23 protein-coding genes are annotated in these 24,981 nt (G+C 42.0%); 6 read left to right on the forward strand and 17 right to left on the reverse strand.

Annotation, left to right across the window (positions count from 1 at the left end; translation table 11 throughout):
• Positions 1-2: 2 nt before the first annotated feature.
• The 3 genes from FXN70_RS09745 to FXN70_RS09755 are packed head-to-tail and all read left to right on the forward strand — an operon-like array spanning position 3 to position 3,275.
• Positions 3-1,145, forward strand: coding sequence for an HlyD family secretion protein (locus FXN70_RS09745; RefSeq protein WP_324647271.1), 1,143 nt, complete (start codon positions 3-5; stop codon positions 1,143-1,145).
• A gap of 8 nt (positions 1,146-1,153) precedes the next feature.
• Entirely contained in the window at positions 1,154-2,017 is an 864-nt protein-coding gene (locus FXN70_RS09750) for a 1-aminocyclopropane-1-carboxylate deaminase/D-cysteine desulfhydrase (RefSeq protein ID WP_324647364.1), read from the forward strand.
• Positions 2,018-2,075: 58 nt separating this feature from the next.
• The gene (locus tag FXN70_RS09755; RefSeq protein ID WP_324647272.1) at positions 2,076-3,275 is read left to right on the forward strand and encodes an NAD(P)/FAD-dependent oxidoreductase; all 1,200 of its coding nucleotides are present in this window, start codon (positions 2,076-2,078) and stop codon (positions 3,273-3,275) included.
• Here the strand turns inward: FXN70_RS09755 and FXN70_RS09760 are convergent.
• From FXN70_RS09760 to FXN70_RS09770, 3 genes are all read right to left on the reverse strand, one after another.
• Positions 3,272-3,442: a hypothetical protein gene (locus FXN70_RS09760; RefSeq protein WP_324647273.1), complete on the reverse strand. Its 171-nt coding sequence runs from the start codon at positions 3,440-3,442 to the stop codon at positions 3,272-3,274. The genes FXN70_RS09755 and FXN70_RS09760 overlap by 4 nt on opposite strands.
• 140 nt (positions 3,443-3,582) lie before the next feature.
• Positions 3,583-5,145 carry a mechanosensitive ion channel gene (locus FXN70_RS09765; RefSeq protein ID WP_324647274.1) on the reverse strand — a complete coding sequence of 521 codons (1,563 nt, stop codon included), beginning with the start codon at positions 5,143-5,145 and terminating at the stop codon, positions 3,583-3,585.
• A 139-nt stretch (positions 5,146-5,284) separates the two neighbouring features.
• Positions 5,285-5,428, reverse strand: a complete 144-nt coding sequence (locus FXN70_RS09770) for a hypothetical protein (protein ID WP_324647275.1) — start codon at positions 5,426-5,428, stop codon at positions 5,285-5,287.
• A 161-nt stretch (positions 5,429-5,589) separates the two neighbouring features.
• On the opposite strand from FXN70_RS09770, the gene FXN70_RS09775 reads away from it, so the two are divergent.
• Positions 5,590-6,012: a hypothetical protein gene (locus tag FXN70_RS09775; RefSeq protein ID WP_324647276.1), complete on the forward strand. Its 423-nt coding sequence runs from the start codon at positions 5,590-5,592 to the stop codon at positions 6,010-6,012.
• Positions 6,013-6,116: 104 nt separating this feature from the next.
• On the opposite strand, the gene FXN70_RS09780 is transcribed toward FXN70_RS09775, so the two are convergent.
• Entirely contained in the window at positions 6,117-6,878 is a 762-nt protein-coding gene (locus FXN70_RS09780) for a ferredoxin--NADP reductase (protein WP_324647277.1), read from the reverse strand.
• 82 nt (positions 6,879-6,960) lie between these two features.
• Here FXN70_RS09780 and gigC point away from each other — a divergent pair, with 82 nt between their 5' ends.
• Positions 6,961-7,839: a LysR family transcriptional regulator GigC gene (gigC, locus tag FXN70_RS09785; RefSeq protein ID WP_324647278.1), complete on the forward strand. Its 879-nt coding sequence runs from the start codon at positions 6,961-6,963 to the stop codon at positions 7,837-7,839.
• Between the two features lie 329 nt (positions 7,840-8,168).
• Complete coding sequence (locus tag FXN70_RS09790) at positions 8,169-9,977, forward strand: zinc ribbon domain-containing protein (RefSeq protein ID WP_324647279.1); 1,809 nt, start codon at positions 8,169-8,171, stop codon at positions 9,975-9,977.
• Between the two features lie 77 nt (positions 9,978-10,054).
• Here the strand turns inward: FXN70_RS09790 and FXN70_RS09795 are convergent, their stop codons facing one another.
• The 13 genes from FXN70_RS09795 to nuoC all read right to left on the reverse strand — a co-directional run bounded on the left by FXN70_RS09795 (position 10,055) and on the right by nuoC (position 24,932).
• Positions 10,055-10,348: a cold shock domain-containing protein gene (locus FXN70_RS09795; protein WP_324647280.1), complete on the reverse strand. Its 294-nt coding sequence runs from the start codon at positions 10,346-10,348 to the stop codon at positions 10,055-10,057.
• A gap of 115 nt (positions 10,349-10,463) precedes the next feature.
• Positions 10,464-11,099 (reverse strand): uracil phosphoribosyltransferase, encoded by a 636-nt coding sequence (gene upp, locus FXN70_RS09800; protein ID WP_324647281.1) that lies wholly within the window; start codon positions 11,097-11,099, stop codon positions 10,464-10,466.
• Positions 11,100-11,205: 106 nt separating this feature from the next.
• Entirely contained in the window at positions 11,206-12,702 is a 1,497-nt protein-coding gene (gene nuoN / locus FXN70_RS09805) for an NADH-quinone oxidoreductase subunit NuoN (protein WP_324647282.1), read from the reverse strand.
• A 1-nt stretch (position 12,703) separates the two neighbouring features.
• Positions 12,704-14,308, reverse strand: a complete 1,605-nt coding sequence (gene nuoM / locus FXN70_RS09810; protein WP_324647283.1) for an NADH-quinone oxidoreductase subunit M — start codon at positions 14,306-14,308, stop codon at positions 12,704-12,706.
• 1 nt (position 14,309) lies between these two features.
• Positions 14,310-16,205, reverse strand: coding sequence for an NADH-quinone oxidoreductase subunit L (gene nuoL, locus FXN70_RS09815; protein WP_324647284.1), 1,896 nt, complete (start codon positions 16,203-16,205; stop codon positions 14,310-14,312).
• A complete protein-coding gene (gene nuoK / locus FXN70_RS09820; protein ID WP_324627331.1) occupies positions 16,202-16,510 on the reverse strand; it encodes an NADH-quinone oxidoreductase subunit NuoK in 309 nt (102 codons plus the stop codon). Before nuoK ends, nuoL begins: the two co-directional genes overlap by 4 nt.
• Complete coding sequence (gene nuoJ, locus FXN70_RS09825) at positions 16,510-17,022, reverse strand: NADH-quinone oxidoreductase subunit J (RefSeq protein ID WP_324627334.1); 513 nt, start codon at positions 17,020-17,022, stop codon at positions 16,510-16,512. The genes nuoK and nuoJ overlap by 1 nt, the downstream gene beginning before the upstream one ends.
• Positions 17,022-17,564 carry an NADH-quinone oxidoreductase subunit NuoI gene (gene nuoI / locus FXN70_RS09830; RefSeq protein ID WP_324627332.1) on the reverse strand — a complete coding sequence of 181 codons (543 nt, stop codon included), beginning with the start codon at positions 17,562-17,564 and terminating at the stop codon, positions 17,022-17,024. Before nuoI ends, nuoJ begins: the two co-directional genes overlap by 1 nt.
• 18 nt (positions 17,565-17,582) lie before the next feature.
• Positions 17,583-18,599 carry an NADH-quinone oxidoreductase subunit NuoH gene (gene nuoH, locus FXN70_RS09835; RefSeq protein WP_324647285.1) on the reverse strand — a complete coding sequence of 339 codons (1,017 nt, stop codon included), beginning with the start codon at positions 18,597-18,599 and terminating at the stop codon, positions 17,583-17,585.
• A 2-nt stretch (positions 18,600-18,601) separates the two neighbouring features.
• Positions 18,602-21,286: an NADH-quinone oxidoreductase subunit NuoG gene (gene nuoG, locus FXN70_RS09840; RefSeq protein WP_324647286.1), complete on the reverse strand. Its 2,685-nt coding sequence runs from the start codon at positions 21,284-21,286 to the stop codon at positions 18,602-18,604.
• A gap of 11 nt (positions 21,287-21,297) precedes the next feature.
• Entirely contained in the window at positions 21,298-22,623 is a 1,326-nt protein-coding gene (nuoF, locus tag FXN70_RS09845) for an NADH-quinone oxidoreductase subunit NuoF (RefSeq protein ID WP_324647287.1), read from the reverse strand.
• Positions 22,620-23,129: an NADH-quinone oxidoreductase subunit NuoE gene (gene nuoE, locus FXN70_RS09850; RefSeq protein WP_324626924.1), complete on the reverse strand. Its 510-nt coding sequence runs from the start codon at positions 23,127-23,129 to the stop codon at positions 22,620-22,622. The genes nuoF and nuoE overlap by 4 nt, the downstream gene beginning before the upstream one ends.
• Before the next feature lie 12 nt (positions 23,130-23,141).
• Positions 23,142-24,932 carry an NADH-quinone oxidoreductase subunit C/D gene (nuoC, locus tag FXN70_RS09855; protein ID WP_324647288.1) on the reverse strand — a complete coding sequence of 597 codons (1,791 nt, stop codon included), beginning with the start codon at positions 24,930-24,932 and terminating at the stop codon, positions 23,142-23,144.
• Between the last annotated feature and the right edge of the window lie 49 nt (positions 24,933-24,981).

The raw sequence follows: 24,981 nt of genomic DNA on the forward strand, positions 1-24,981 counted from the left end.
CCATGAATGAACAACAAGAGCCAAAAATAACCGCAGAACCTGACGCGGGAACCACTGTGCAACCGCACTTAAAGAGTGTGCCAAAGGTCAGTAAAATTATTCAAACCAATAAATCTACTTTAGTGATCATGTTTTTTATCTTGCTTTGTGGGATTGGATTAATTATGTGGGCATGGCAAATTGGCCCATTTAATAGCCCAATCCAACAAACAGACAATAGTTATATTAAAGGTAAAACCACGGTTTTATCTTCACAAATTAATGGTTATGTAAAAGAAGTTTTAGTCAGCGATTTTGACCATGTCAGAAAAGGGCAAATCTTAATGCACATTGACCCGACCACGTATGATCAAAAGGTCTCGCAAGCTAAATCTAGCGTAGAACAAGCATCAAATAGCTTAAACAATCAGAAACAAGCCATTGCACAGCGCCAAGCTGACATTGTTGCTGCACAAGCCAAAGTTGCTCAAGTTGAATCTCAGTATCAACTGTCATTGCAACAACTCAAACGCTATCAAGCATTAGCCAATACTGGTGCGGTTTCTCAGACCGATTTTGATCAAAACCGTAGCAATGTTGCCAACAATTTAGCATTATTGAATGAAGCCAAAGCCAACGTTCGTGTGGCACAAGCCGCCCTCAAAACAGCTCAAGTTGCAACAGTGGGACTCGAAGCACAAGTCAACAGTGCCGATGCACAGCTTGATCAAGCCAATACCACCCGAAATTACAGCGTTATTACTGCCCCGATGGATGGTCAGTTAGGTGAAGTCACCCCACGTTTAGGACAATATGTTGGTGCAGGTTCTCAGCTTTTATATTTGATTCCACAAACCACTTGGGTGATTGCCAACTTTAAAGAAACTCAAATTGCACAAATGAAAATTGGGCAAAAAGCTTTTTTCACGGTTGATGCTCTAGATCACAAAAAATTTACGGGGCACGTTAGTGAAATTTCCCCTGCTGCGGGTTCAGAGTTTAGTGTACTTAAAACAGATAATGCGACAGGTAACTTTACTAAAGTGGTACAACGAATTGCAGTTAAAATTAGCATTGACCCTAATCAACCTGAAATAAATCGTTTAAGACCGGGTATGTCCGTCATTAGCTCAGTTGATACTGCAAGTCAAAGTCAGGCGAACTAAACATGTCCATGCTATTTTCCAAAATTGATCTGCCAAATCAACGGCTGATTCAAAATGCACACATTCAACTTGACTTAAAACGGCTAGATTTGGTTCATCCAAACATATCAGGCAATAAGTTTTTTAAACTCAAATATAATCTGCAACAGGCACAGCAACAGCAAAAAATGGGTGTTTTGACTTTTGGTGGTGCCTATTCCAATCATATTGCAGCAACAGCATATGCAGCACATGCTTTAGGTTTACAAAGTATTGGTATCATTCGAGGGGATGAGTTAGCACAGCGCCCACTGAATCCGACTCTCAAAACGGCGCAAAAATTTGGCATGCAATTACAGTTTATTTCACGACAACAATATCTACAGCGGCATGCACCTGAATTTTTGCAAAATCTAGTCGCTAAATACCCTGATTTTGCCATTATTCCTGAAGGTGGAACCAATTCACTCGCTATTCAGGGCTGTAGCGAAATTTTAAGCCCACAAGACTTAGCGAATTATGATCTATTTTGCTGTGCTGTCGGCACAGGTGGAACGCTTGCGGGGTTAATTGAATCGAGTCAAGCACAACACCAGTTATTAGGATTTTCCGCATTAAAAGGCGATTTTTTAACAACAGAAGTGCGTCAGCTCACACAAAAATGCAATTGGCAAATTCTTGATGATTATTGCTGTGGTGGTTATGCCAAAACCACACCCGAACTGATCCAATTTATGTATCAGTTCGAAGCAAAATATCACATTCCACTCGAACAAATTTATACCGCTAAAATGTTAATGGGACTGTTTGATTTAATTCAAAAAGATTATTTTGCATCGGGCACAAAAATTTTAGCAATTCATACAGGTGGCTTACAAGGTCGTCAGATTTAACTGCACGGTAAGGGTAATTTTTGTATAATGCGCCCTTTTTACAGTAAAGAGAAACGAGATGTCCGCAACAGATTATGATGTCATCGTGCTAGGTGCAGGCGCATCGGGCTTAATGTTGGCAGCCTGTGCGGCAAAACGTGGCCGTTCGGTCTTGGTCCTTGAAAAAGCCAATAAAGTCGGCAAAAAAATCTTAATGTCAGGCGGTGGTAAATGTAATTTTACTAATCTTGATGTCGAAACTGGACACTATCTTTCTCATAATCCACATTTTGTCATTTCAGCATTGTCGCGCTATAGCAATTGGGATTTTATTGGGATGGTTGCCGATTATAAAATTGCCTACGAAGAACGCAAGCATGGGCAATTATTTACACTTAATGGCTCAAAAGATATTTTGAATATGCTCTTAGCTGAATGTGAAAAAAGTACACTTGTCGATCTTCGAACCCAACATGACGTTCAGAATGTAAAGACGCTCGACCAAGGTGGCTTTATGGTACAGACTAATCAAGCTAAATTTAACTGTGAGTCGGTGGTAGTTGCAACAGGTGGCTTATCTATTCCAAGTTTAGGTGGTTCAGGCTTTGGTTATGAACTCGCGCAGAAATTTGGGCATTATGTATACCCAACACGTGCAGGATTAGTTCCTTTTACCTTTTCCGATCAATTCAAAGAAGTTACCACACGCCTAAGTGGTAATGCCTTAGATGTGACCTTAAGCAATGAAAAAACTGCGTTTACCGAGGCACTTTTATTTACCCACCGTGGCTTAAGTGGCCCAAGCTCACTACAACTTTCGAACTATTGGCAAGCAGGTGAAGCCTTTAATATTGATTTCTTTCCACAACACGATTTAGTGCAACTTTTAAAACAGAAAAAACAAAGTCATCCAAAAACATTACTCCGCACCATTTTAAGCGAATTGGCTGCCAAAAGTATTGTCCTTGAATTACAACAACTGATTTGGCCTGCCGATACAGAGCTTGCACTCGGACAATTTAGCGATCAGAAACTCGAAGCCATTTGCAGGCAATTACACGGTTTTAACGTTAAACCATCTGGCACCGAAGGTTATCGCACAGCAGAAGTTACTTTAGGCGGGGTTGATACCCGCGAAGTTTCGTCAAAAACGATGGAAAGTAAAAAACAAAAAGGCTTGTTCTTCATTGGTGAAGTACTAGACGTAACAGGCCATTTAGGTGGTTATAATTTCCAATGGGCATGGGCGTCAGCTTATGCAGCAGCAGAATATGTTTAAGTTGATTCGGCTTTGTCTGTATCAGACTGATGAGCATGATCACGAGGTGTGGGTGCTTTCGCTGCTTTTTTAAAAATAAGCTGATACGCTTTTGCTAACACAGCCACAGTAATGCCTGTTATTACTAAAGGAGCGGCATAGCGATTAGGTTTCTTCATTTGTTTCATCTTGTTTCCTAGTACGACCTCTTAGCCCATAACCCAAATCATCTGTGCAGAACATATCAAGGCATTGGTCTAAAAGTCTTTGCTTAAAATAAAAGGGTTCAATCTTTTAAAGAAAGATTGAACCATAAAAAACCAATTAACTAAGCATTCGGATTCTGATTTTTAGGATCATATGGATTCACCTCAACATCATTATCACGACTCATAACATCCTGTTTAACTTGGGTTTGACAGCCCTCTTTTTTTGCCTTTTCAACTAAATCTGTTAATAAAGTTTCAGCAGGTTTACGCCCACCAAGTCCAAAGGCCAAGGCAAATGCCACCGCAACCGCGCCCAGTGTTAAACCAAAGGCTAAATTAACGATCGAGTCGGCAATCCCCATGGCGCGTAAGCCCATGGCAAGAACCAATCCCATAATTAAAACTTTGACCAAACTACCTAACCAACGTGAACTGTTATATTCACCACGCTGTACCACATTACCAACCAAGTTCGCAAGCCAAAACCCAATAACTAAGATGAATGCACCAAGTAGGATATTGCCGCCAAATTGAATAAAGATTGCAATTAAATGGCTAATTTGTTCAAACCCTAAACGATTTGCTGCCTCTGAAACTGCAAATAACATCGTAAAAAATACGATTAAACAACCCACAACTTGTGAAAGTTTGGTATTGCCCAAAAAGCGTTGCAAATCTGCTTTTGCAGGTAAATCATCAAGTCCTGTGCCAGACAAAATATCTTGAATTAAATTGGCAACAAAGCGTGAAACCACATAAGCCAAAATTAAGATTAAACCTGCTGCAATAATATTTGGAATTGCAGACATGATTTCATTCAACATTGCAGTTGCAGGTTGTGAAATTGCTTCAATTCCTAAGGCTTCAAAGGCAATAATAAATGTGGTGATTAAAATAATGGCAAATACAAAAGAACCAAGTACTTGTCCAACATTACCATTTTTAAACATACCAATTTTTTGAACTTGCGCTTGTAAGCCCAAGCTGTTGACCAACCCTTCAACAATTCCTCGCACAATTTTTGCAAGAATGTAACCTACAAAGGCAATCACACCTGCAATAAAGATATTTGGAATATAACCAATCGCTTGATTAATCATACTTTGTACGGGTGCAAGTAGACCAGACAACCCTAGAATTGACAGGATGATCGGTAAGAAAAGTAATAAAATCAACCAATATACAATTTCCGAAATATGGCTGCTCACAGGCTGAACGCCAACTTGATCACTTAATTTTTCATCCAAGTTGGTTTTTGCCAAAGCGCTGTTAATCGCTGTTCTGGCAAACTTTGCTAAAATCCAACCAATAAAACCCACCACTACAGCGGCAATTAAGTTTGGAATAAACACCAAGACTTGTGCGATCATTGCGCTTAACGGGCCACTTACACTACTAATATTTAAAACGTTTAGCGCGGCAATAATCGCTATCGTTAATACAAACCAAAATACAAAACGGGCAATAATACGTTCATAATCAGGATTATGCCCTGTTGCAGAAGATAGATGCTGATTGGTCTTAAGCAATTGCAGTACCTTTTTAATGCCTGCTGCAACCACCAAAGCAATGATCCAACCCACAATAAAAACGGCAATTGCCGCTAGAATTGGCTGGAATTGCTCCCAATAATATTGAAAGCTTCCTGTATTCCAACCTCGTGTATAAATATCATGATTCATTGATTTTCCTCTTTGTTGTTATAACGACATTTTCTATTCTAAAAATTATCTTTATTCATCTACACAGCTAGATAAAATAATTAATTGATGTACATCACAGCATTACAAAAAAGCTAGACCGAAAGGTCTAGCTTAAATTCTAAATGGCTTGACTGTGACGTAACATATATAGGCTAACAGAGACCATAAATAGAACAACAAGTAAAAAAATAAAGCGTACAATGCGCGTTTTTTCTTGTTGCTCACGAATGCGTAGCGCTTGCTTAGAAGAAGTTGCCATCATCTGAGTCTCCCACACCACACCGTTATTGGCTAAATTTCAATCTAACATGATTTATTGTAAAATTGTGTGAAAAAACACCACAACATCGTATCGTTTGTTTATCCATTTTCATGCTAAAAAATAAGCTATACTGTGCGCCGCCTTTATCAACCATGATACTTATGTCATATCAATGTCAGCACGTAACACTCGATTTAGAAACCGATGTTCGTCATCAATGTTCACTTCATCACACCCGAGATCAACACTTGATCGGGATTATTGCATTTCAAAAATCAAGTCATGTGTTGAAATGGGCAGATTTAGAATATTTCCGTCGTAGAACTGAGGAACTGTCAGTCATTCCTTTACCTGACTGTATTAATGCCATGATTATTGATATTCGGGATGTTCAAGTCTTTTTAGATCAAGAAACGCCTATTCTGCCATGGCGCTTAATTGAAGAAGAATGTCCGATTCGGATTGTAGTGCCACAAGAGCGTTTGGATTATTACATTGGTATTTTTGAACCGACATGGTTAACCACAGACTTGTCTAGTGCAATTAGCGAAATTCGTGATTTTATGGATATGTTTGTGCATTAATATTTTATTCACGCACAGACATACGCCTACCCTTGTTATTGTATGTTTATACCATGTCAGTCTATGTTCGTTTAATTCTAATTACTTAGCGTTATCATGGCTCATCACCAATAATTTTCGACCGCAATATTGCCTACCCCACGGCGATTCATCACTAAACCACGTTGTTTTAAGGCTTCTTTGGTGTCATCTACCATTTGTGGATTACCACATAACATAATATGCGTTGTTTCTAGATTAAAAGCATGCCCTGCAATTTTTTCAAGTTGGCCATTTTGAATCAATACTGGTAATCGCTCATGTAAAATTGCATTTGAATCACGCGTAATTACAGGGATAAAGTGAAAATCAGGAGTGTTTTCTCCAAAGCTTGCATGAATGTCTTGAATTTTATCGACATAAGCCAATTCCGCAGCAGTTCTTACACTATAAACCAAGAAGATTTGTTGATAATTCTTCCATGTATCAAAATCTTGCAACATCGATAAAAATGGCGCAAGTCCTGTGCCTGTGGCCAATAACCATAAATCTTGTGGTGCAGGTTGCTGAAAACGTGCAAGGGTTAAAAAACCATACGGAATTTTTTCTAAATATAGTTCATCATCTACTTTTAAGTGCTGTAAACGTGAAGTAAATGCCCCATCGGGTACTACAATTGAGAAAAACTCAAGCACTTCATCATAAGGCGATGACACCAACGAATATGCACGTACAATCAGCTCGCCATCGACCATTATCCCAATACGAGCAAACTGACCTGCGCTAAATTTAAAATGTGCAGGTCGAGTCATGGTAAAACTGAATAAATTGTCTGTCCAACGTTGAATCGACAATACTTTTTCTACAGTAAATTTTTCAGATGTCATGATTTCAAGGTGCAAGAAATTGTCGGCTCATGTTAGCATGACACAACAAATATTGATATTTCCCTCAGTTAAGGCTTTTATTATGCGCATGACTTTACGACAATTGGCTGTATTTGTTGCCGTAGCCCAAGAAGGAACGGTCACCAAAGCCAGCGATGCTGTCCGACTCACCCAAAGTGCCGCAAGTATGGCCTTAGCAGACCTTGAAGATGGCTTAGGCGCTCCGTTATTTGACCGTTTAGGTAAACGCTTACAGCTCAACGAATTAGGACGTTTTTTACTGCCACAAGCCTTAGAAATTTTAGGTCGCTGTGAAAGCTTTGAGCAAATTGCCAAGGGAGAGTTGCAAAGTATCGATTTACGCTTAGGTGCAACACTCACCATTAGTGACTATTTAATGCCAGACTTAATGGCTAACTTCCTACAGCAACAACCTCAAGCACATTTACAACTACAGGTGGGTAATACCCGTCAAATGATTGAAGCCGTCAATCAGTTTCAGCTTGATTTAGCGTTAATTGAAGGTTCATGCCATCTGCCACAATTACAGTGTATTCATTGGCGTAATGATGAACTTGCTGTTTGCTGTGCACCCAGTCATCCACTTGCACAATTAGATCGTCCACTCACCGCGCAAGATTTCTTGGAGGTTGAATGGATTTTACGTGAAGAAGGCTCAGGCACGCGTGAAGTCTTTGATAATGCCATTTTAAAAGATGTTCCAGATGCCAATATCCGTTTAACGCTCGGACACAATGAGGCTATTTTAAAAATTGTCGCAGGTGGTTTAGGCATGTCTTGTATTTCTCGGCTTGCAATTGAACCATTGCTTGAAAAAGGGAAATTAGTCATTTTGAATACCCCTTTTTGGGAGCTTAAACGTCCACTTTATATGTTAGTACACCGTCATAAATACCAAGGGCCTGGACTCAAAGCCTTTATGCAATTTTGTGAAACTTAAAAGCTCATCACTTAAATATAAAATTCTATCCCCAAAAAGCTTCTTAACATGAGAAGCTTTTTTTAAAATTTGCAAACCGTAGATCCTGTAACAAAGCAAAACAGAATTAAACGTAGTAAAAATATTCAGATATTTTCTGATTTTCTTAACCCATCATGGGACGCATCAATGAGTTAATTTGCTATATTTCTCAAAAAAAAGCGACAAAATTGATACTTCTTTGAAGAGTAAAATTGAAAATACGAAACAATTTATGAAAAATTTTTTTATATCTTTTGCTAAAATTTACGACAAAACGCGCACATCACACGCTATCAGGAGCACACAATATGGCGTATGAATACAACTCACAAGATCAACGCTTTGAGTTTCCAAACCCATATAAAATAGAAAACTTCTTTAAAATTTTAGGTGCTGTCATCTTTATGATGGCAGGTATGTGGTTATTGTTTCATGCCAAATCTGTCTTACATAACAATTTGTTGGCAGCCGCCATTCCATTACTCCTTGGCATAGGTATGCTAGGCTATGGTGGCTTACTCCTTGCAAAAGGACTCGCCAACTTAAAATTTTATTTTGGTCGCAATCAACCTATTGGCTTAGCACAAGAATTTTCTGCTCAACAATTAGGTAGCACCCAAGGTGCACAAAGTATTAAGGAAATGCTAAGGCAAAACGCCCTAAGCTATAAAGAGCCACATGGTTCAGTCAATGGAATCTTATATAGCATATTTCCTCATCTGATTTTCTCTCCGCTGTTCATTCGCCATGCAGCTGAAGTTCAATTTCAAAATGCGATTGTTTTTATTATTACGCTACTGAGCGCTTTAGTCGCAAAATTAGGCGCAGCACCCAATGTAGCGGAATGGTTAGGCATTTTTTATAACATACTCGCTTTAGCTATATTACTTCGACCAATGGCAAGCCCCAAAAATGTGAGCCAAGATTTAGGAGTGTCTAAGGTTATTATTTTGGTGGTGATTGCAATTTTAGGGCCTGTTGTCTTGCCATTTTTCACCCAAAATGCAGTTGCTCCCACATGGTTACCAGGGATGGATAAAGCCATTTTCACCTTAATTGCAGCATTAATTGCAATTGGATTATTTTTCTTGGCTGTGCTTGCCCAAATTGTAAAAAAACCGCCTCAAGCCAGTACAGGCATGGTACAAGACAGTTTGAGTATGAACTGCCAACCAGCACAACTGTTTGATGAGTTAGAACGCCATTTACAAAATCAATGGGTCAGTGCCATTCCGAATCGCATCTACTCACGTTTACTTCCTAATTTAGAACTTAATCAAGAACGTGGTAGCTTTGAGGGCGAAATTTTAGAAGAAACTCAACCTGTTCCTGTCAATACACGTAAAGACATGACCTTATCATCGTGTTTTAAAGAAGCTCAATACCGCTGGTTAGGTGTATTAAATAGCTTTGGGATACTGTGCTTCTTGGTTGCGGTGGTACTGCTCGGGCTATTTGCAACAAGCCTTTACAATGGTCGTTTTGTCGATTTTTCTTATTTTGGCTTGGGCTTTTTTGGCTTGTCGATGTGGATTCTAGGCAAATTTTGTTTCGATCACGGCAATTATTTATGGAGCCGTTTCGACTTTGTTTCAACTTTAATTTGGGTCGAAGTTAAAGGCAATTATCAGTTATCGCGCGTAGATTTTGGACGCTATTTAGAAGACACCATTAAAACGCAAAAAAATGTGATTAATGTTGAAACCATGACTTTGCGCGTATGGTATGCCGAAATTAGTACCACAACTTTTGGTAAGTATCAGCAGCGCAGCATTTTAAATATGGTGGCACGTAAAGATGCAGCACTTGAACTTAAGGAGCATTTGGCGACTTTTATTCAAGACCAAAGCATGATTGTTGCGCCAACGGCCAACACCGATTTAAGCCGTATCGCGAGCATTAACCAAATTAACCATGCCATGCAACATCCAACTCAGGCTGCAAATGCGGCAGAAATTGGAATTACGATGGCTGAAGCTACCTTCAATCTCAATCCAACGACAACAAATACAGGTACATCTGAAGCACAAGTACCTATGTTTTGTACTGGCTGTGGTTATCAACTTAGTGAGAGTATGCTGTTTTGCCCAAAATGTGGTACAAAAAAAGCATCGTGACCACCATTACAGTTAAGCAAGAAGTAACTCATTCAAATAAAAACCCATCAATGATAGATGGGTTTTTATTTGAGCTTTTATTCGCTACGAAAATTATTGAGTAGTGCATTGGTAATGGATTTGTTGTGATCCATAATTTTATTTTTCTTGGTTTTAGCAGGATTTGGATCAATCCGTTCAATTTTGATGGCTTTAAATTTTCCACCATTTTCTTGCACCAAAAATTTTACTTTTTCATTGCGCTTCGGTTCATACTCAGCAGGATATTCTGAAATATGAAAAAACACGTCACCTTCACTGGTGCCAATAAAACCAAATCCTTTATCGGGATTATATTGTTTCACTTTGCCGTGATAAAACTCTTGCTTCATAACAGATACTCTATACGGTGAATACCGCCCTAACAGGCGATCAAAAGAAAAAGCGCACTTTTACAATAAATCATTTATCGGATAGAAGGCACGCTTTTTCACGGATTTAATCTGCTTAGTCTTTTTGCACGCTACCAAAAATTTTATCGCCCGCATCGCCCAGACCCGGCACAATATAACCTTGCTCATTTAAACCATCATCAACCGATGCAGTGAAGATACGCACATCAGGATGCAAGGCTTCAACTTTGGCAACGCCTTCAGGGGCAGCAACCAAAACCATCACGCGAATGTCTTTACAACCACTGGCTTTTAACACATCAATTGCAGCAATCAGTGAATTACCTGTTGCAAGCATTGGATCAATAATCATGGCAATACGGTTTGCAACATCAGGTACTAATTTTTTATAGTAAGTCCGTACTTCAAGGGTTTCTTCGTCACGTTCAAGACCAAGTACACTCACTTTTGCACTCGGAATTAAATTAAGTACGCCATCTAACATGCCAATACCTGCACGTAAAATTGGCACAACAGTAATTTTTTTACCCGCAATACGCTGTGTGGTCACCTCGCCTGCCCAACCATCAATTTCATGGTCAACTACAGGTAAATCTTTGGTCGCTTCATAGGTCAACAACATCGTTACTTCTTGTGAAAGTTCACGGAAGTTTTTCGTGCTAATGTCGGCACGGCGTAATAAGCCTAATTTATGACGGATTAACGGATGACGTATTTCTTGAATAGACACGGGAGAATGACCTAATAATAAATATTCTGCCTAGTATATCGCTTTTTTAACAAAAAATAAAAAAGCCCTCATCATGAGGGCTTTTTATTTGGATTAAGTGGTGAACTTAGTGACCAAAAAGTAAATTTTGAATTGGTGCAAGCAATTGTGCTGCGGTTGCAACTTTAATCAGTAGGTCTGGATACACACCGAAGAAAATCACCAATACCGTTACAGCAAGTACCATAACCCCGCCTGCTTTTTGCCCCCAATGCTTTTCGGCATCAATACGTGGGGTTTCAGGTGGTGTCATATACATTACAATCATCACACGCAAATAGTAATACAAACCAATACCACTACCCACAATAATCATCGCGGCTAAGAACCAATGACCTGTTTCAATTGTCGCTTTCACAATCATGAACTTACCAATAAAGCCTGCCGTTAACGGAATACCAGCCAACGACAATAACATCACTGTAAGAGTTGCCGTTAAAACAGGACGACGCCAAAACAAACCACGGTAATCAGCTACGCTTTCTGCTTCATCACTATTTTGATATGGACTTGACATTAATGTCACCACACCAAATGCACCAATTGTCGTTAAGACATACACCACCATGTATAGGTTAACGCTGTCTAAACTGAAATAGTTTTTGCTGACTAAAGCAATGAGCAAATAACCAAAATGTGCAATCGATGAATATGCCAAAACACGTTTTAAATTGACTTGACGTACTGCAAGTAAGTTACCTGCCAAAATTGACAAGACTGCAATAATACTTAGCACCACACTAATCGATGGAATCAGCGTACCCGCAGCCAATACATAACGTACAAACAAACCAATTGTTGCCACTTTTGCAGCAGTTGCTAAGAAGGTTGCAATTGGTGCAGGCGCACCTTGGTAAACGTCAGGTGTCCATTTGTGGAATGGTGCAAGTGACAATTTAAATGCCATCGCAAAAATAATCAGACCAAGCCCCAATACCACCATTGGATTGCCTGCTTTGATTGCTTCTAACAATGGCATAAAGCCTGTATAGAATGACAATGATCCTGTATAGGCATAAACATATGCAATACCCATCAGTAACATTGCCGATGCTGTTGCAGACAACACCAAGTATTTCATACCCGCTTCTAGCGACTTACCACGTTCATGGGTATAGGCCAATAAGCCATACATTGGTACAGACATGAGTTCTAAGCTAATAAAGAACGATGCATAGTGCGTACTTGCTACCATTAATAATGCACCCGCAGTCGAGAGCAGCATTAAGATATAAAGTTCTTCACGGTTGTCTTTATAGTTTTCGATATACGCATGTGACAAGGTACAACATGCCAATGCTGCAATCAAAATCATGAGCTGATAGAGCATGGTAAATGGGTCAATGACGAACATACCCATAATACTTGCAGGCTGAGAATTTCCCGCAAACATTTCTAGCAGAATATAAAATGCCGCTAAATTCAGTCCAACCACCGATGCTGTCGCAATGACAGCATGGTTACGTTTAATTGCGGTTAAAATTAGCAGTACAACGACTGTTAACGACACAATAATAGTCGGTGCTAATGGCAATAAATCTGAAAAATGGAGTGTGAAGTTCATGTTATTGCATCTCCACATTATCAAGTTGGCTGATAGCATGTTGCATCAAATCTGCACCATTTTGAACAGGGATATAACTATTCGCTAACCAATGCATGCTTGAATTTGAAATATCAAGGAAGGTTTGTGGATAAACACCTAGCCACACTAAACCAATCACACAAATCATCAGTAGCATAATTTCACGTGCCGATAAATCTTTCAACGGTTGTGCATAATGTTGCTGTTGTTCTTTGTTGGGTTCACCAAACAAAGTACGGTGAATCAAGATTAATCCGTATAAGCCTGCAAACACTAAGCTCACTGCTGCAAGAATGGTAAAGGTTGGATATTTGCCAAATGAGCCCATTAAAATGAGGAATTCACCCACAAAGTTACCCAAACCTGGTAAACCGACCAAGGCTGCAACAAAGAACATCAGAAAAATTGGTAAATAACGGAATTGACCACGCATACCACCCATCAAACGTAAATCACGAGTATGGGTACGCTCATAAATCTGACCACACATAATGAACAGTGCAGCAGACGATAAGCCGTGTGCCAACATCATGATCATTAAACCTTGATACGTCAAAATGTTACCTGCATAAATGGCAAGTAAAATAAAGCCCATGTGCGAAATTGAAGTATAAGCCAACAAACGCTTCATATCGGTTTGATGGAATGCACACCATGCGCCATAGAAAATGCCAATTAAACCAAGCACAATTGCAATATCAGCAAATTGCGCTGAAGCTTGTGGGAAGAATGGAATGACAAAACGAAGCAAACCGTAAGCCGCTGTTTTAATCAAAATACCAGCTAAGTCGACCGAACCTGCTGTTGGTGCTTGTGCATGCGCATCAGGCAACCAACCATGCAATGGAAATACAGGAAGTTTCACTGCAAAACCAATAAACATACAGACCATGAAGGCATAGGCAAATTGTGGTGGAATGTGATGCGCCACTTGCATTAAGAAGTTGTAGTCAAAACTTAATACGGTACGATTGGTCAGTAAGTAACCCCACACCACTAGTCCTAAAATCCCGATCAACATGATCAAGCCTGAAACTTGAGTGTAGATAAAGAATTTAGTAGCAGCGTAAACGCGTGAGCGGCCATTCGAGCCTTTGTGACCCCAAAGCGCAATTAAGAAATAGATTGGAACCAGCATCATCTCCCAGAAGAAGAAGAACAAGAACAAATCGATTGATAAAAACACCCCAATCACCCCACCTAAACTCCAAAGTAAGTTTAAGTGGAAGAAGCCAACATTCTTTTGGATTTCACCCCAAGAACAGCCAACCGCTAAAATACCTAATAATGCGGTCAAAGCCACCATCATTAAAGATAAACCATCGACTGCTAAATGAATGCTAATGCCTAAAGAATCAATCCACGGCAAATAAAATTCACTGGCAAAAGTCGGTGCTTGTGCGCCCAGTTCAAATTGGTAGTTACCATGGCTCCAAAGCACTAAGCTTAAAGCCAATGTTACGACCATGCCAATCAAGGCAATCCAACGTGGAAGGTGTTGATCGACTTTATCGACCAACCAGCATAAGAAACCTGCAATGAACGGAACAAGGATCAACGCGGGTAGAATTAAATTGTTTTCCATTTTATTTCCCCACGACCTGCATCACAATCAAGATCATCAGCAATACCACAATGCCAAGTGACATGCTTGATGCATATTCACGTAATAAACCTGTTTGGCGTGAACTTGTAAAACTGTTACCGCCTTTTACGAGCGCAGGTAATACCAGCCACATGCCATCAATTGGATCACGACCTAAAATTTTCGCAATTAGTAAATAAGGTTGTACAAAAATGAGGTTATATAAGGCATCAAAACCAAATGCATTGCGCCAAATATTGGCAACACCTGCACCGAATGAAGTTTGAGCAAATGCTTTCACTGCACCATAAGCAAAGGCAAATAACACCACGCCAATCGCCAAACCAACCAAGGCAATGCCCACAGCCGTATGTTCTGCACCGTGTACCATTGCTTCTAAGTTTTCAGGAATGTCAAAAGCAGGAATTTTTGCTGCTGTAAGCAAGTTTGTAACAGGTGCTTTTAGCAATGCACCGACTGCTGTTGAGAGGACAAGTAAAATTGAAAGTGGCCCCCAATAAGTCACACCTTTAATTTCGTGTGCATGGGTTTTTTCTTCACCAAAGAATACCAACCAAATTAAACGGAAGGTATAAATTGAGGTTAAGAATGCCCCTGCTACCCCTGCCCAATATAAGCAGTTGTACAATGGAAGATTTGCCAACACGCCATGTGCGTAAACTTCACCTAAAATTGCATCTTTAGAGAAGAAGCCCACGGTTAAGAATGGAATCGCTGCAAGCGCACCGCCACCGACCACAAAACATGCAAAAACGAATGGAATTTTTTTCCAAAGTCCGCCCATCTTCATAATATTTTGTTCGTGATGACACGCCAAAATTACTGCACCAGACGACAAGAACAATAAGGCTTTGAAGAATGCGTGGGCAAGCATGTGGAATAAACCCGCTTGATACGCTTCTGCACCCACCGCCATAAACATATATCCTAACTGACTCATGGTTGAGTAAGCCAAGACACGTTTGATGTCGGTTTGTACCAAGGCTGCAAAACCTGCCACCAATAATGTGATTGCACCTGTTACAGAAATAAACTGCATCACTTCAGGTGCCATTTCAAACACAGTATGGGTACGGCATGTTAAATACACGCCCGCGGTCACCATGGTTGCCGCGTGAATTAACGCAGAAACTGGCGTTGGACCTGCCATTGCATCTGCCAACCACGTTTGTAGTGGAATTTGCGCTGACTTACCTGCTGCACCTAAGAACAACATTAACGCTGTCCAAATGGTTAAGCTATGGTTTTGTGCCAATACCGTGTGTGCATTGTCGACAATCGTTGCAATGTGCAAAGTACCAAACTGTTGGTAAATTAAGAACAATGCAATCAGTAAGAAGACGTCACCAATACGGGTTACGGTAAAAGCTTTAATTGCAGCCCAACCGTTGTCTGGGTTTGAATAGTAGAAGCCAATTAACAGGTAAGAACATAGACCTACGCCTTCCCAACCCAAGAACAGTACTGCAAGGTTATCGCCTAATACCAAAATCACCATGCTCGCAACGAACAGGTTAAAGTAAGAGAAGAAACGTGCATAACCGTCTTCACCGCGCATATACCACGAAGCGAAGATATGAATTAAGAAGCCAACGCCTGTGATCATGCCTAACATCAGCAACGATAAGCCATCTAAATGTAAGCTAAACTCAGGTGCAAAACCCGCCACGTTAAACCATGTCCACAAATGTTGAACATATACATGTTCACCGCTTGCTAAAAAAGTCGAGCCTGCAATGAATGCAAATAAAGCAGATAAACCAACTGAACCGACACCTACAATGGCTGCAACGTTTTCAGAAAGCTTGTCTTGCCCTGCCGCTAAGATTAAAAACCCAATTAGCGGAAATAATATGGTTAGAAATAAATAACTCATCCGCGCATCTCACTTGCAGCATCCACATCCAAATGATGGAAGCGATGATAAAACTGAAGAACGATTGCTAAACCAATACATGCTTCAGCAGCAGCCAAGGTCAATACAAAGATAAACATAATCTGACCATCAGCCTGTCCCCAAACGCTGCCTGCTAGCACAAAGGCCAATGCAGCAGCGTTCATCATGATTTCAAGGCTCATCAGAATAAATAGAAAATTGCGACGCACCATCACACCGTAAAAACCGAGTGCGAACAGAACAGATGCAACGATCAAGCCGTGTTCTAAAGGAATATTCCCCATTAGTCTTGCTCCTCGCTTGGTTCTCTTTTACCTAAATGGAACGCTGCAACCAATGCGGCAAGCAATAGCATCCCTGCAATTTCAACCAGTAATACATATTGGGTAAATAAGGCTTCACCCACTGCTTTTGGCTCAATGACGGTATGACCTAAAGCAGCTTGGGTTGGGGTGTAATCACTGCCCAACATCCACACCAACGTTAAACCAAGCAAAAAGCTCATTAACGCAGGCACAGCCCATGCATCAGACGTCAACCATTGGCGTTCTTGTGCAACGGTATGCTGACCTAGGTTCAGCATCATCACCACAAACACAAACAACACCATAATTGCGCCAGCATAAACGATGACTTCAAGCGCACCTGCAAACGGCGCGCCTACCATCATGAAAATACCTGCAACTGCCAGTAAAGACACAATTAAGTTAAGTAAAGCATGAACAGGATTGGCGTTAGTCACAACGCGGACTGTCGATACAATGGCCACGAGAGCCATTAAATAAAATGGCCACATCATGGTAATAAGCTCCGTACATCGACAGGTGCGCTTTCTTTTTGCGCTTGCCCTTTTTCTTTACCGCTAACTGCCATACCCGTTACACGGTAGAAGTTGTAATCTGGGTATTTACCTGGACCTGAAATCAGTAAGTTTTCTTTTTCATAAACCAAGTCTTGGCGCACGTATTCACCTAATTCGAAATCAGGTGTTAACTGAATGGCTGTGGTTGGACACGCTTCTTCACACATGCCGCAGAAAATGCAGCGTGAGAAGTTGATACGGAAAAATTCAGGATACCAACGTCCATCTTCTTTTTCTGCTTTTTGCAGCGAAATACAACCGACAGGACAAGCAACAGCACAAAGGTTACATGCAACACAACGCTCTTCGCCATCTGGGTCACGCGTTAAGACAATACGTCCACGGTAACGTGGTGGCACAATCTGCTCGGCAGGTACTTCTGGATATAAAATCGTGTCACGTTTACGTGTGGCATGTGAAAAAACCATCCACAAAGTTCGTACAACAGACCCGACACCAGCTAGAATTTTAATCATTTTATTCTCCCTGCTGCCTTAAACCGAATGCTTAATTAAAATGACAGCACCGGTCACCAACAGGTTAACCAACGCCAACGGTAAGCACACTTTCCAACCAAAATTCATGACTTGGTCATAACGAGGGCGCATGAGTGCACCACGCGCCAAAATAAACATCATTACAAAGAATGCTGTTTTGGTAATGAACCAAAATGCAGGTGGAATAAATGACACTTCTAAGTTAAATGGTGCAAGCCAGCCGCCAAAAAACAGCGTCACAATGAGTGATGAAATTAAGACGATGTTGACGTATTCGGCAACAAAGAACATTCCCCATTTCATGCCGCCATATTCGACATGGTAACCTTCAGACAATTCTTGCTCAGCTTCTGGTTGGTCAAATGGATGACGATGCGTGACCGCAACACCTGCCACCACAAAAACCATAAAGCCAATGAACTGCGGCACAATGTTCCAAATATCACGTTGTGATTCAACGATATCACGCAAGCTAAAAGAACCTGCAATCGCGACAACGCCCATTAAAGAGATACCCAAGAACACTTCATAAGAAATGGTCTGTGCAGATGAACGTAGCGCACCAAGTAAGGCATATTTGTTATTTGATGACCAACCACCAAATAACACCGCGTAGACTGCAATGCCGGCCATTGCCATAAAGAACAACAGGCCAATGTTCATGTCTGCTGCACCTAAGTACGGGCTCACAGGAATGACCATGTACGACAGTACCGCAGTTGCCATGGCAACTGCTGGTGCTAAACGGAAAGTTAATTTGTCGGCAAATGTTGGTGTCCAGTCTTCTTTAAACATGATTTTAAGCATGTCGGCAACAATCTGGAAAATACCACCCGGACCTACACGGTTCGGACCGTAACGGTCTTGCCATAAGCCCAATAAACGGCGTTCAATAAACGACATTAAAGCAGCAAAGATCACCACCACTAACATGATGACAATCGCTTGCACCACGCTATAAGCGATTGGCCAATCGGTTGCCCAAGTCGGTAGTGCGCGTAAATGTTCAGTCATGATTACACTCCCACCGAAACAGCGACAGGTTCAGCCAACGATACCGTTGGTGCTAAACCAATTGGATAACCAATATAACCTGTAGGTAAATATTCAATTACTTGCACAGGTAAACGCACTTGCGTGTCGCCTGCGGTTACTGTAATTGTTTGACCATCTTGCAAGTTCAAACGCGAAGCATCCGTTTCACCCACAGCAAACACCGCTTCAGGAATACGCGATTCCATGGCTGGCGTTTTCACGGTAAATTCACCCGATGCAAAAATGTGATGCATTGGCACTAAACGGAAGCTGTCGGTATTGGCAACCACAACCGATGGTGCAACATAACTACGCGCAGGACGTTTTGCCAAACGATCGAACAAGCGAATACCTGCATCACCACCTTTTAAGTGACCGCCTACTTCGTCTTGGTATTTGTTCCAAGATTGCGGCGAGTTCCAACCCGGTGCCCATGCAAATGGAACCAATGACGCCGATTTTTGCGGCCCAACATAACCTTCCATCGAGAACGTTAATGCAGAGTCAACATCGACAGGTTGTTTTGGTTCGTGTACTGAAATTTGTGCGCGCTGTGCAGTACGACCTGAATAACGGCGCGGTTCACGAGCAATTTTTAAGCCGTGTACGCGGTAGCCTGCATCAGGTGCAACATCTTGAATTGCTTCAAGCACAGGTACATTTTTCACCACCGACTCAATCACATCGTCAAGTACAGTCCACTGAATTGCTTTGCCATTCAGCCCTGTTTCAAGCGCGTGTAACCAGCGCCAAGATTCTTTAATGGCATAGTCTGGTTTGTAATAGCTTGGGTCGTAAACCTGATAAAAACGCTGTGCGCGTCCTTCTTGGCTGACCACCGTACCGTCACCTTCTGCAAAACTTGCCGCAGATAACACCACGTCGGCTTTTTTCACGGTTTCAGTTTCGCTGTGATCTAACACAATCACATTTTTAGCTTTGTCTAACGCCGCTTGCACTTGTACTGCAGGTAACCGGCGGAACAAATCGTTTTCTACCACAACCAAGGTGTCGTAGTCTTGAGCAAATGCTTGTTCTAGGCTTAAACCACCAAACAAGGCTAGACCCATCGAGTTCACTTCAGGTACAACCAAAGTTAAACCCGCATTAGCACCTAAGCTTTGGGTAAGCTCTGCCGCCGCTTCCATAATTGCCGCATATTGCAAGCTTGTCCCTGCAATAATTAGCGGTTTTTTCGCAGCTTTTAAGGTGTCTGCAATGGTTTGTGCAAAGGCTTTGGCCTCGTCTGCTAAACCTAGCATGACTTCGCCTTTAACCGCTGCTGCAACCGCAAAACCTAAACGTGCAATGTCGTTTGGCGATGCAACCACTTCACCTGTTGCGACATCGGCAAGGCGGGTTTGCGTGGCTGCCAAAATGTAAATCGGTGATTTTTCATCTTGACCAATACGTTGTACAGGTTCAGCCAACCAATCTGGGGTACGACGATCTGCCGCCATTTGTTTGGCTTTGTTTTTAGATGCTTGACGAACCGACAACGCCATACGTGGCGCAGTTTGGGTTAAGTCTTCACCTAAAATCAGCACAGCATCGTAACTTTCAACTTCACGTAACGTTGGGTTATAAATTCCGTCTGTTTGTAAAATTGAAGCGGCCAATTCAACCAATGACTGCTCTTTTTGCGTCATCCCTGTTGAATAATGTTCTTGTCCAACCAATTCACGTAAGGCAAAGTTCGATTCTAAACTTGCACGTGGTGAACCAATCCCAAGTACTTTTTGCCCTTGGATATTGGCAATTACACGGTCAAGTGCTTGATCGACTGAAACGGTGGTAACCGTTTGACCTTGACGGAATTGTGGCTGACGTGGACGATCTTCACGGTTGACATAACCACCGCCAAAACGACCTTTATCGCAAAGGAAGTATTGGTTTACTGAACCATTAAAACGGTTTTCGATACGGCGTAATTCGCCATAACGCTCACCCGGAGAAATATTACAACCTGAAGAACAGCCTTGGCAGACACTTGGCGCATACTGCATGTCCCATTTACGGTTATAACGTGCCGAGTGGGTTTTATCGGTAAATACACCTGTTGGGCAAACTTCGGTTAAGTTACCTGAAAATTCAGACTCTAACGTGCCCGACTCAGGTCGACCAAAGTACACTCGCGAAGCACTGGCATAAACACCAAAGTCAGTGCCGCCTGCGTAGTCTTTGTAATAACGCACACAACGGTAACACGCGATACAGCGGTTCATTTCATGTGCAATGAACGAACCGAGTTCTTGGTTATGATGGGTACGTTTGGTAAAGCGATAACGACGACGGTCGTGACCAGTCATTACAGTCATATCTTGTAAATGACAATGTCCACCTTCTTCACAGACTGGGCAGTCGTGTGGGTGGTTGGTCATTAAAAATTCAACAATCGAAGCACGAAAATCGGTCGCTTCTTTGTCTTCAACCGAAATATAGGTATTGTCAGATGCCGGTGTCATACATGACATGACCAAACGACCACGCGTATCTTCAGGATTCGCGTATTGAGTCACAGCACATTGACGGCAAGAACCGACAGAACCTAAGGACGGATGCCAACAAAAATATGGAATGTCGATGCCAAGGCTTAAACACGCTTGTAGCAAGTTTTCAGAGCCATTGACTTCGTAAGATTTTCCATCGACATGAATGGTAGCCATAGTCGAATTCCTTAAGCTTGTTCTACGTCAACAGTTGCAGCATGGGTTTTAACCTTTGCTTCAAACTCGTGACGGAAATATTTTAATGCGCCCATTAATGGTTCCATCGCACCCGGTGCGTGCGCACAGAAGGTCTTACCAATCCATAACTTACGGGTAAGCTCGGTCAGATGCTGAATGTCTTCCATCTTCCCTTGACCATTTTCAAGCGTTTTTAAAGCTTTTACTGCCCATGGTAAACCATCACGGCATGGCGTACAGAAACCACAAGACTCGCGCGCAAAGAATTCTTCTAAATTACGCGTTGCAGACACCATACATTGGGTTTCATCCACCACCATGAGCAAACATGTTCCTAAACGTGAACCTGCTTTCATAATGGTTTCAGAATCCATTGGCAAATCGATGTGTTCTGCTGCCAAGAAGTCGGTCGATGCGCCGCCCGGTAACCATGCTTTTAAGGTTAAACCGTCACGCATACCACCTGCATGGTCTTCAATCACTTCACGTGCTGTGGTACCAAATGGCAATTCCCAAAGACCCGGGAATTTCACCTTGCCCGATGCACCATAAATTTTGGTACCTGGATCTTTCGATTTACCCGCAGATAAGCCAATATACCACTCAGGCCCACGAAGCATAATCGCTGGCAAGTTGTTATAGGTTTCAACGTTGTTGACAATGGTTGGACGACCCCATGCCCCTGCAACTTGCGGGAATGGCGGTTTAGTCCGTGGATTGGCACGGCGACCTTCAAGCGAGTTAATCAATGCAGTTTCTTCACCGCAAATATAACGCCCTGCGCCCGTATGCACATGCATTTCAAAGTTCCAGCCTGTTCCAAGGATGTTTTCACCCAAGTAACCTTTGGCACGAATTTGATCTAAGGCTTCATTTAAATATTGCGCAGCTTCAATATATTCACCGCGAATAAAAATGTAGCCTTGGGTTGCTTCAAGCGTATAACCTGCAATCAACATCCCTTCGATTAGCTGATGCGGCAATTTTTCCATCAACAAGCGGTCTTTAAATGTACCCGGCTCCATTTCATCTGCATTACAGATGAGATAGCGTGGACCGCCATCATTCGGTGCCATAAGTGACCATTTAATCCCTGCTGGGAAACCTGCACCACCACGACCTTTTACCGTTGCGGCTTTAATCACTTCAAGCACATCTTTCGGTGGCATGCTTAATGCTTTTTTAAAGCCAGCATAGCCTTCTAAAGCTTCAAAATCATCTGCATTACGCACATGTTCTTGTTTGCTTAAACGCCAAGTGAGTGGATGCGTGTCGGGGTTGCCGTCGCCATAAATTGGTTTTGGTTCGGTATTCATAGATACTTCTCCAATAACTGTTTGACTGAAGTCACATCAACTAAACCATGTGTGTCTTCATCAATCATCAAAGTTGGGCCTTTGTCGCAATTACCTAAGCAGCAAATTGGCAGCAAAGTAAAGCGACCATCAGCAGTGGTTTGTCCAAAGGCAATACCAAGCTCGCGTTGGAATGCTTCCGCCAAAGTTTCTGCACCCATTAAGAAGCAGGCAATTGAGTCACACAGCAAAATAACGTGGCGACCAACAGGCTGACGGTAAATACGGTTATAGAACGTTGCAACACCTTCTAAGTCCGCAACACTCATGCTTAATAGCTGTGCAATGGCATTCATTTGCGCATCATCCACCCAACCATTACGGCGTTGTACGTGCTTCAACGCATCTAACGATGCTGCACGCGGGTATGGATAATGACCAATGTGATGTTCAATTTCGTGGATTTCGTCCGCAGTCAAAATCCCCTCAACATTCACACGTGGTTTTTTATCAGTCAAAATCATCATAATCTGTTGTCCTTAACGATCCACGTCGGCCATAACCACGTCAATGGTTGCCAAGTAAATGATCAAGTCAGAAACCAAACTGCCGTTAATGACCGAAGGCATTTGCTGCAAATGGGTGAAGGTTGGCGTACGAATACGGGTACGGTAACTCATGGTTGACTTATCTGAAGTCAAATAATAGTTACTTGCGCCCTTCACCACTTCCGCCATCACAGACGATTCGCCCGCAGGCATTACAGGACCCCAAGATACGCTTAAGAAGTGCGTAATCAAGGTTTCAATGTCTTGTAAGGTCTTGTCTTTTGGTGGTGGAACAGCCAAAGGATGATCGGCTTTGTACGCACCAGACGGCATGTTATCTAAGCATTGCTTGATAATTTTGAGCGATTCACGAATTTCATGGAAATGCACCATGACACGCGCATACGCATCGCCTTCGTACTCAAGTGGTACATCGAAGTCGTAATTTTCGTAACCAGAGTACGGACGATATTTACGTACGTCGAAGTCAATACCTGTGGCACGCAAACCTGTACCGGTTACGCCCCAAGCCAATGCAGATTTTGCATCGTACTGAGCCACATTACGGGTACGAGCAATAAATACCGAGTTTTTCAGTGCCGCAGTGTAGTACTCGTCCAAACGTTTAGGCATCCACTCTAAGATTTCGCGAATCAGTTTTTGCCAGTTGTTTGGAAGGTCATGCGCTGTTCCACCAATACGGAACCACGCTGGATGCATACGGAAACCTGTAATCGCTTCAATCGCATCATAGATTTTTTGACGGTCAGCAAACATGTAGAATACTGGGGTCATACCGCCTGTATCTTGGATTGCAGTACCAATAAACAGTAAGTGGTTGTTGATACGGAACAATTCCGACATCATGACACGAATACATTGTGCACGATCTGGCACAGTAATGCCTGCCAATTTTTCAACACCCATTACATACGGCATGTTCTGTGCACAACCACCTAAGTAGTCGACACGGTCTGTATACGGAATGAATGAATGCCATGTTTGACGTTCAGCCATCTTTTCCACACCACGGTGGTGATAACCAATATCTGGCACACAGTCTTTCACTTCCTCACCATCAAGCTGCAAGATAATACGGAATGCACCGTGCGCAGATGGATGGTTCGGACCTAAGTTCAAGAACATGAAGTCTTCGTCTTTATTGCCGCGTTTTAAGCCCCAATCTTCAGGTACAAAGCGCAAGTGTTCTTGCTCGAAGTCCTGTTTGGCTTGGTTTTGCATGTATGGGGTATATTCGGTAGCACGTGCAGAATATTCTTTACGTAATGGATGACCTTCCCAATAGGTTGGCAACAAAATACGACGCAGCATTGGATGCCCGTCGAAATGAATCCCAAACATGTCATAAGCTTCACGCTCATACCAGTTGGCATTTGGCCAAATATTCGATACTGTTGGAACGTTTAAGTCACTTTCATTCAGCGCAATTTTAATGCGAATATCGGCATTGCGCTCTAAAGAAAGAAGGTGATAAAACACAGTAAAGTCAGATGCTGGTAAGCCTTCACGATGTTGGCGCATGCGCTCATCCACCGCAGATAAGTCAAACAACATGACATATGGACGTGACACCGTACGCAAGAACATTAAAACTTCGTGTACGCGCGCACGCTCAACCCAGACCGTTGGAAAATCTTCACAAGTCGGTTGCACATAGAAGCTATCACCAAATTTGGTTTTGATCTCTTCTACAATTGCAAATGCTGGGCGCGAATCAGCTTGGCTCGATTCTTCTGGCATAGCAATTTCAGTTTCAGCCATTGGCTTGGCTTCCTTTTTAATACAAATTCTTTTAAATCCTAACGAAAAT

Origin of the sequence: Acinetobacter sp. MD2 (assembly GCF_035615575.1) — a bacterium.
In the GTDB taxonomy this organism is placed as follows: Bacteria; Pseudomonadota; Gammaproteobacteria; order Pseudomonadales; family Moraxellaceae; genus Acinetobacter.

What these genes read in the sequence shown, in the direction of transcription:
- nuoM (WP_324647283.1), bottom strand. Translation starts at nt 14,308, where the DNA reads ATGGAAAACAATTTAATTCTACCCGCGTTGATCCTTGTTCCGTTCATT.
- nuoC (WP_324647288.1), bottom strand. Translation starts at nt 24,932, where the DNA reads ATGGCTGAAACTGAAATTGCTATGCCAGAAGAATCGAGCCAAGCTGAT.
- nuoL (WP_324647284.1), bottom strand. Translation starts at nt 16,205, where the DNA reads ATGAGTTATTTATTTCTAACCATATTATTTCCGCTAATTGGGTTTTTA.
- FXN70_RS09775 (WP_324647276.1), top strand. Translation starts at nt 5,590, where the DNA reads ATGTCATATCAATGTCAGCACGTAACACTCGATTTAGAAACCGATGTT.
- gigC (WP_324647278.1), top strand. Translation starts at nt 6,961, where the DNA reads ATGCGCATGACTTTACGACAATTGGCTGTATTTGTTGCCGTAGCCCAA.
- FXN70_RS09760 (WP_324647273.1), bottom strand. Translation starts at nt 3,442, where the DNA reads ATGAAACAAATGAAGAAACCTAATCGCTATGCCGCTCCTTTAGTAATA.
- nuoH (WP_324647285.1), bottom strand. Translation starts at nt 18,599, where the DNA reads ATGACTGAACATTTACGCGCACTACCGACTTGGGCAACCGATTGGCCA.
- nuoJ (WP_324627334.1), bottom strand. Translation starts at nt 17,022, where the DNA reads ATGTGGCCATTTTATTTAATGGCTCTCGTGGCCATTGTATCGACAGTC.
- FXN70_RS09745 (WP_324647271.1), top strand. Translation starts at nt 3, where the DNA reads ATGAATGAACAACAAGAGCCAAAAATAACCGCAGAACCTGACGCGGGA.
- FXN70_RS09765 (WP_324647274.1), bottom strand. Translation starts at nt 5,145, where the DNA reads ATGAATCATGATATTTATACACGAGGTTGGAATACAGGAAGCTTTCAA.
- nuoK (WP_324627331.1), bottom strand. Translation starts at nt 16,510, where the DNA reads ATGGGGAATATTCCTTTAGAACACGGCTTGATCGTTGCATCTGTTCTG.
- nuoE (WP_324626924.1), bottom strand. Translation starts at nt 23,129, where the DNA reads ATGATGATTTTGACTGATAAAAAACCACGTGTGAATGTTGAGGGGATT.
- FXN70_RS09790 (WP_324647279.1), top strand. Translation starts at nt 8,169, where the DNA reads ATGGCGTATGAATACAACTCACAAGATCAACGCTTTGAGTTTCCAAAC.
- FXN70_RS09780 (WP_324647277.1), bottom strand. Translation starts at nt 6,878, where the DNA reads ATGACATCTGAAAAATTTACTGTAGAAAAAGTATTGTCGATTCAACGT.
- FXN70_RS09770 (WP_324647275.1), bottom strand. Translation starts at nt 5,428, where the DNA reads ATGATGGCAACTTCTTCTAAGCAAGCGCTACGCATTCGTGAGCAACAA.
- FXN70_RS09750 (WP_324647364.1), top strand. Translation starts at nt 1,154, where the DNA reads ATGCTATTTTCCAAAATTGATCTGCCAAATCAACGGCTGATTCAAAAT.
- nuoF (WP_324647287.1), bottom strand. Translation starts at nt 22,623, where the DNA reads ATGAATACCGAACCAAAACCAATTTATGGCGACGGCAACCCCGACACG.
- nuoN (WP_324647282.1), bottom strand. Translation starts at nt 12,702, where the DNA reads ATGAACTTCACACTCCATTTTTCAGATTTATTGCCATTAGCACCGACT.
- FXN70_RS09755 (WP_324647272.1), top strand. Translation starts at nt 2,076, where the DNA reads ATGTCCGCAACAGATTATGATGTCATCGTGCTAGGTGCAGGCGCATCG.
- FXN70_RS09795 (WP_324647280.1), bottom strand. Translation starts at nt 10,348, where the DNA reads ATGAAGCAAGAGTTTTATCACGGCAAAGTGAAACAATATAATCCCGAT.
- nuoG (WP_324647286.1), bottom strand. Translation starts at nt 21,286, where the DNA reads ATGGCTACCATTCATGTCGATGGAAAATCTTACGAAGTCAATGGCTCT.
- nuoI (WP_324627332.1), bottom strand. Translation starts at nt 17,564, where the DNA reads ATGATTAAAATTCTAGCTGGTGTCGGGTCTGTTGTACGAACTTTGTGG.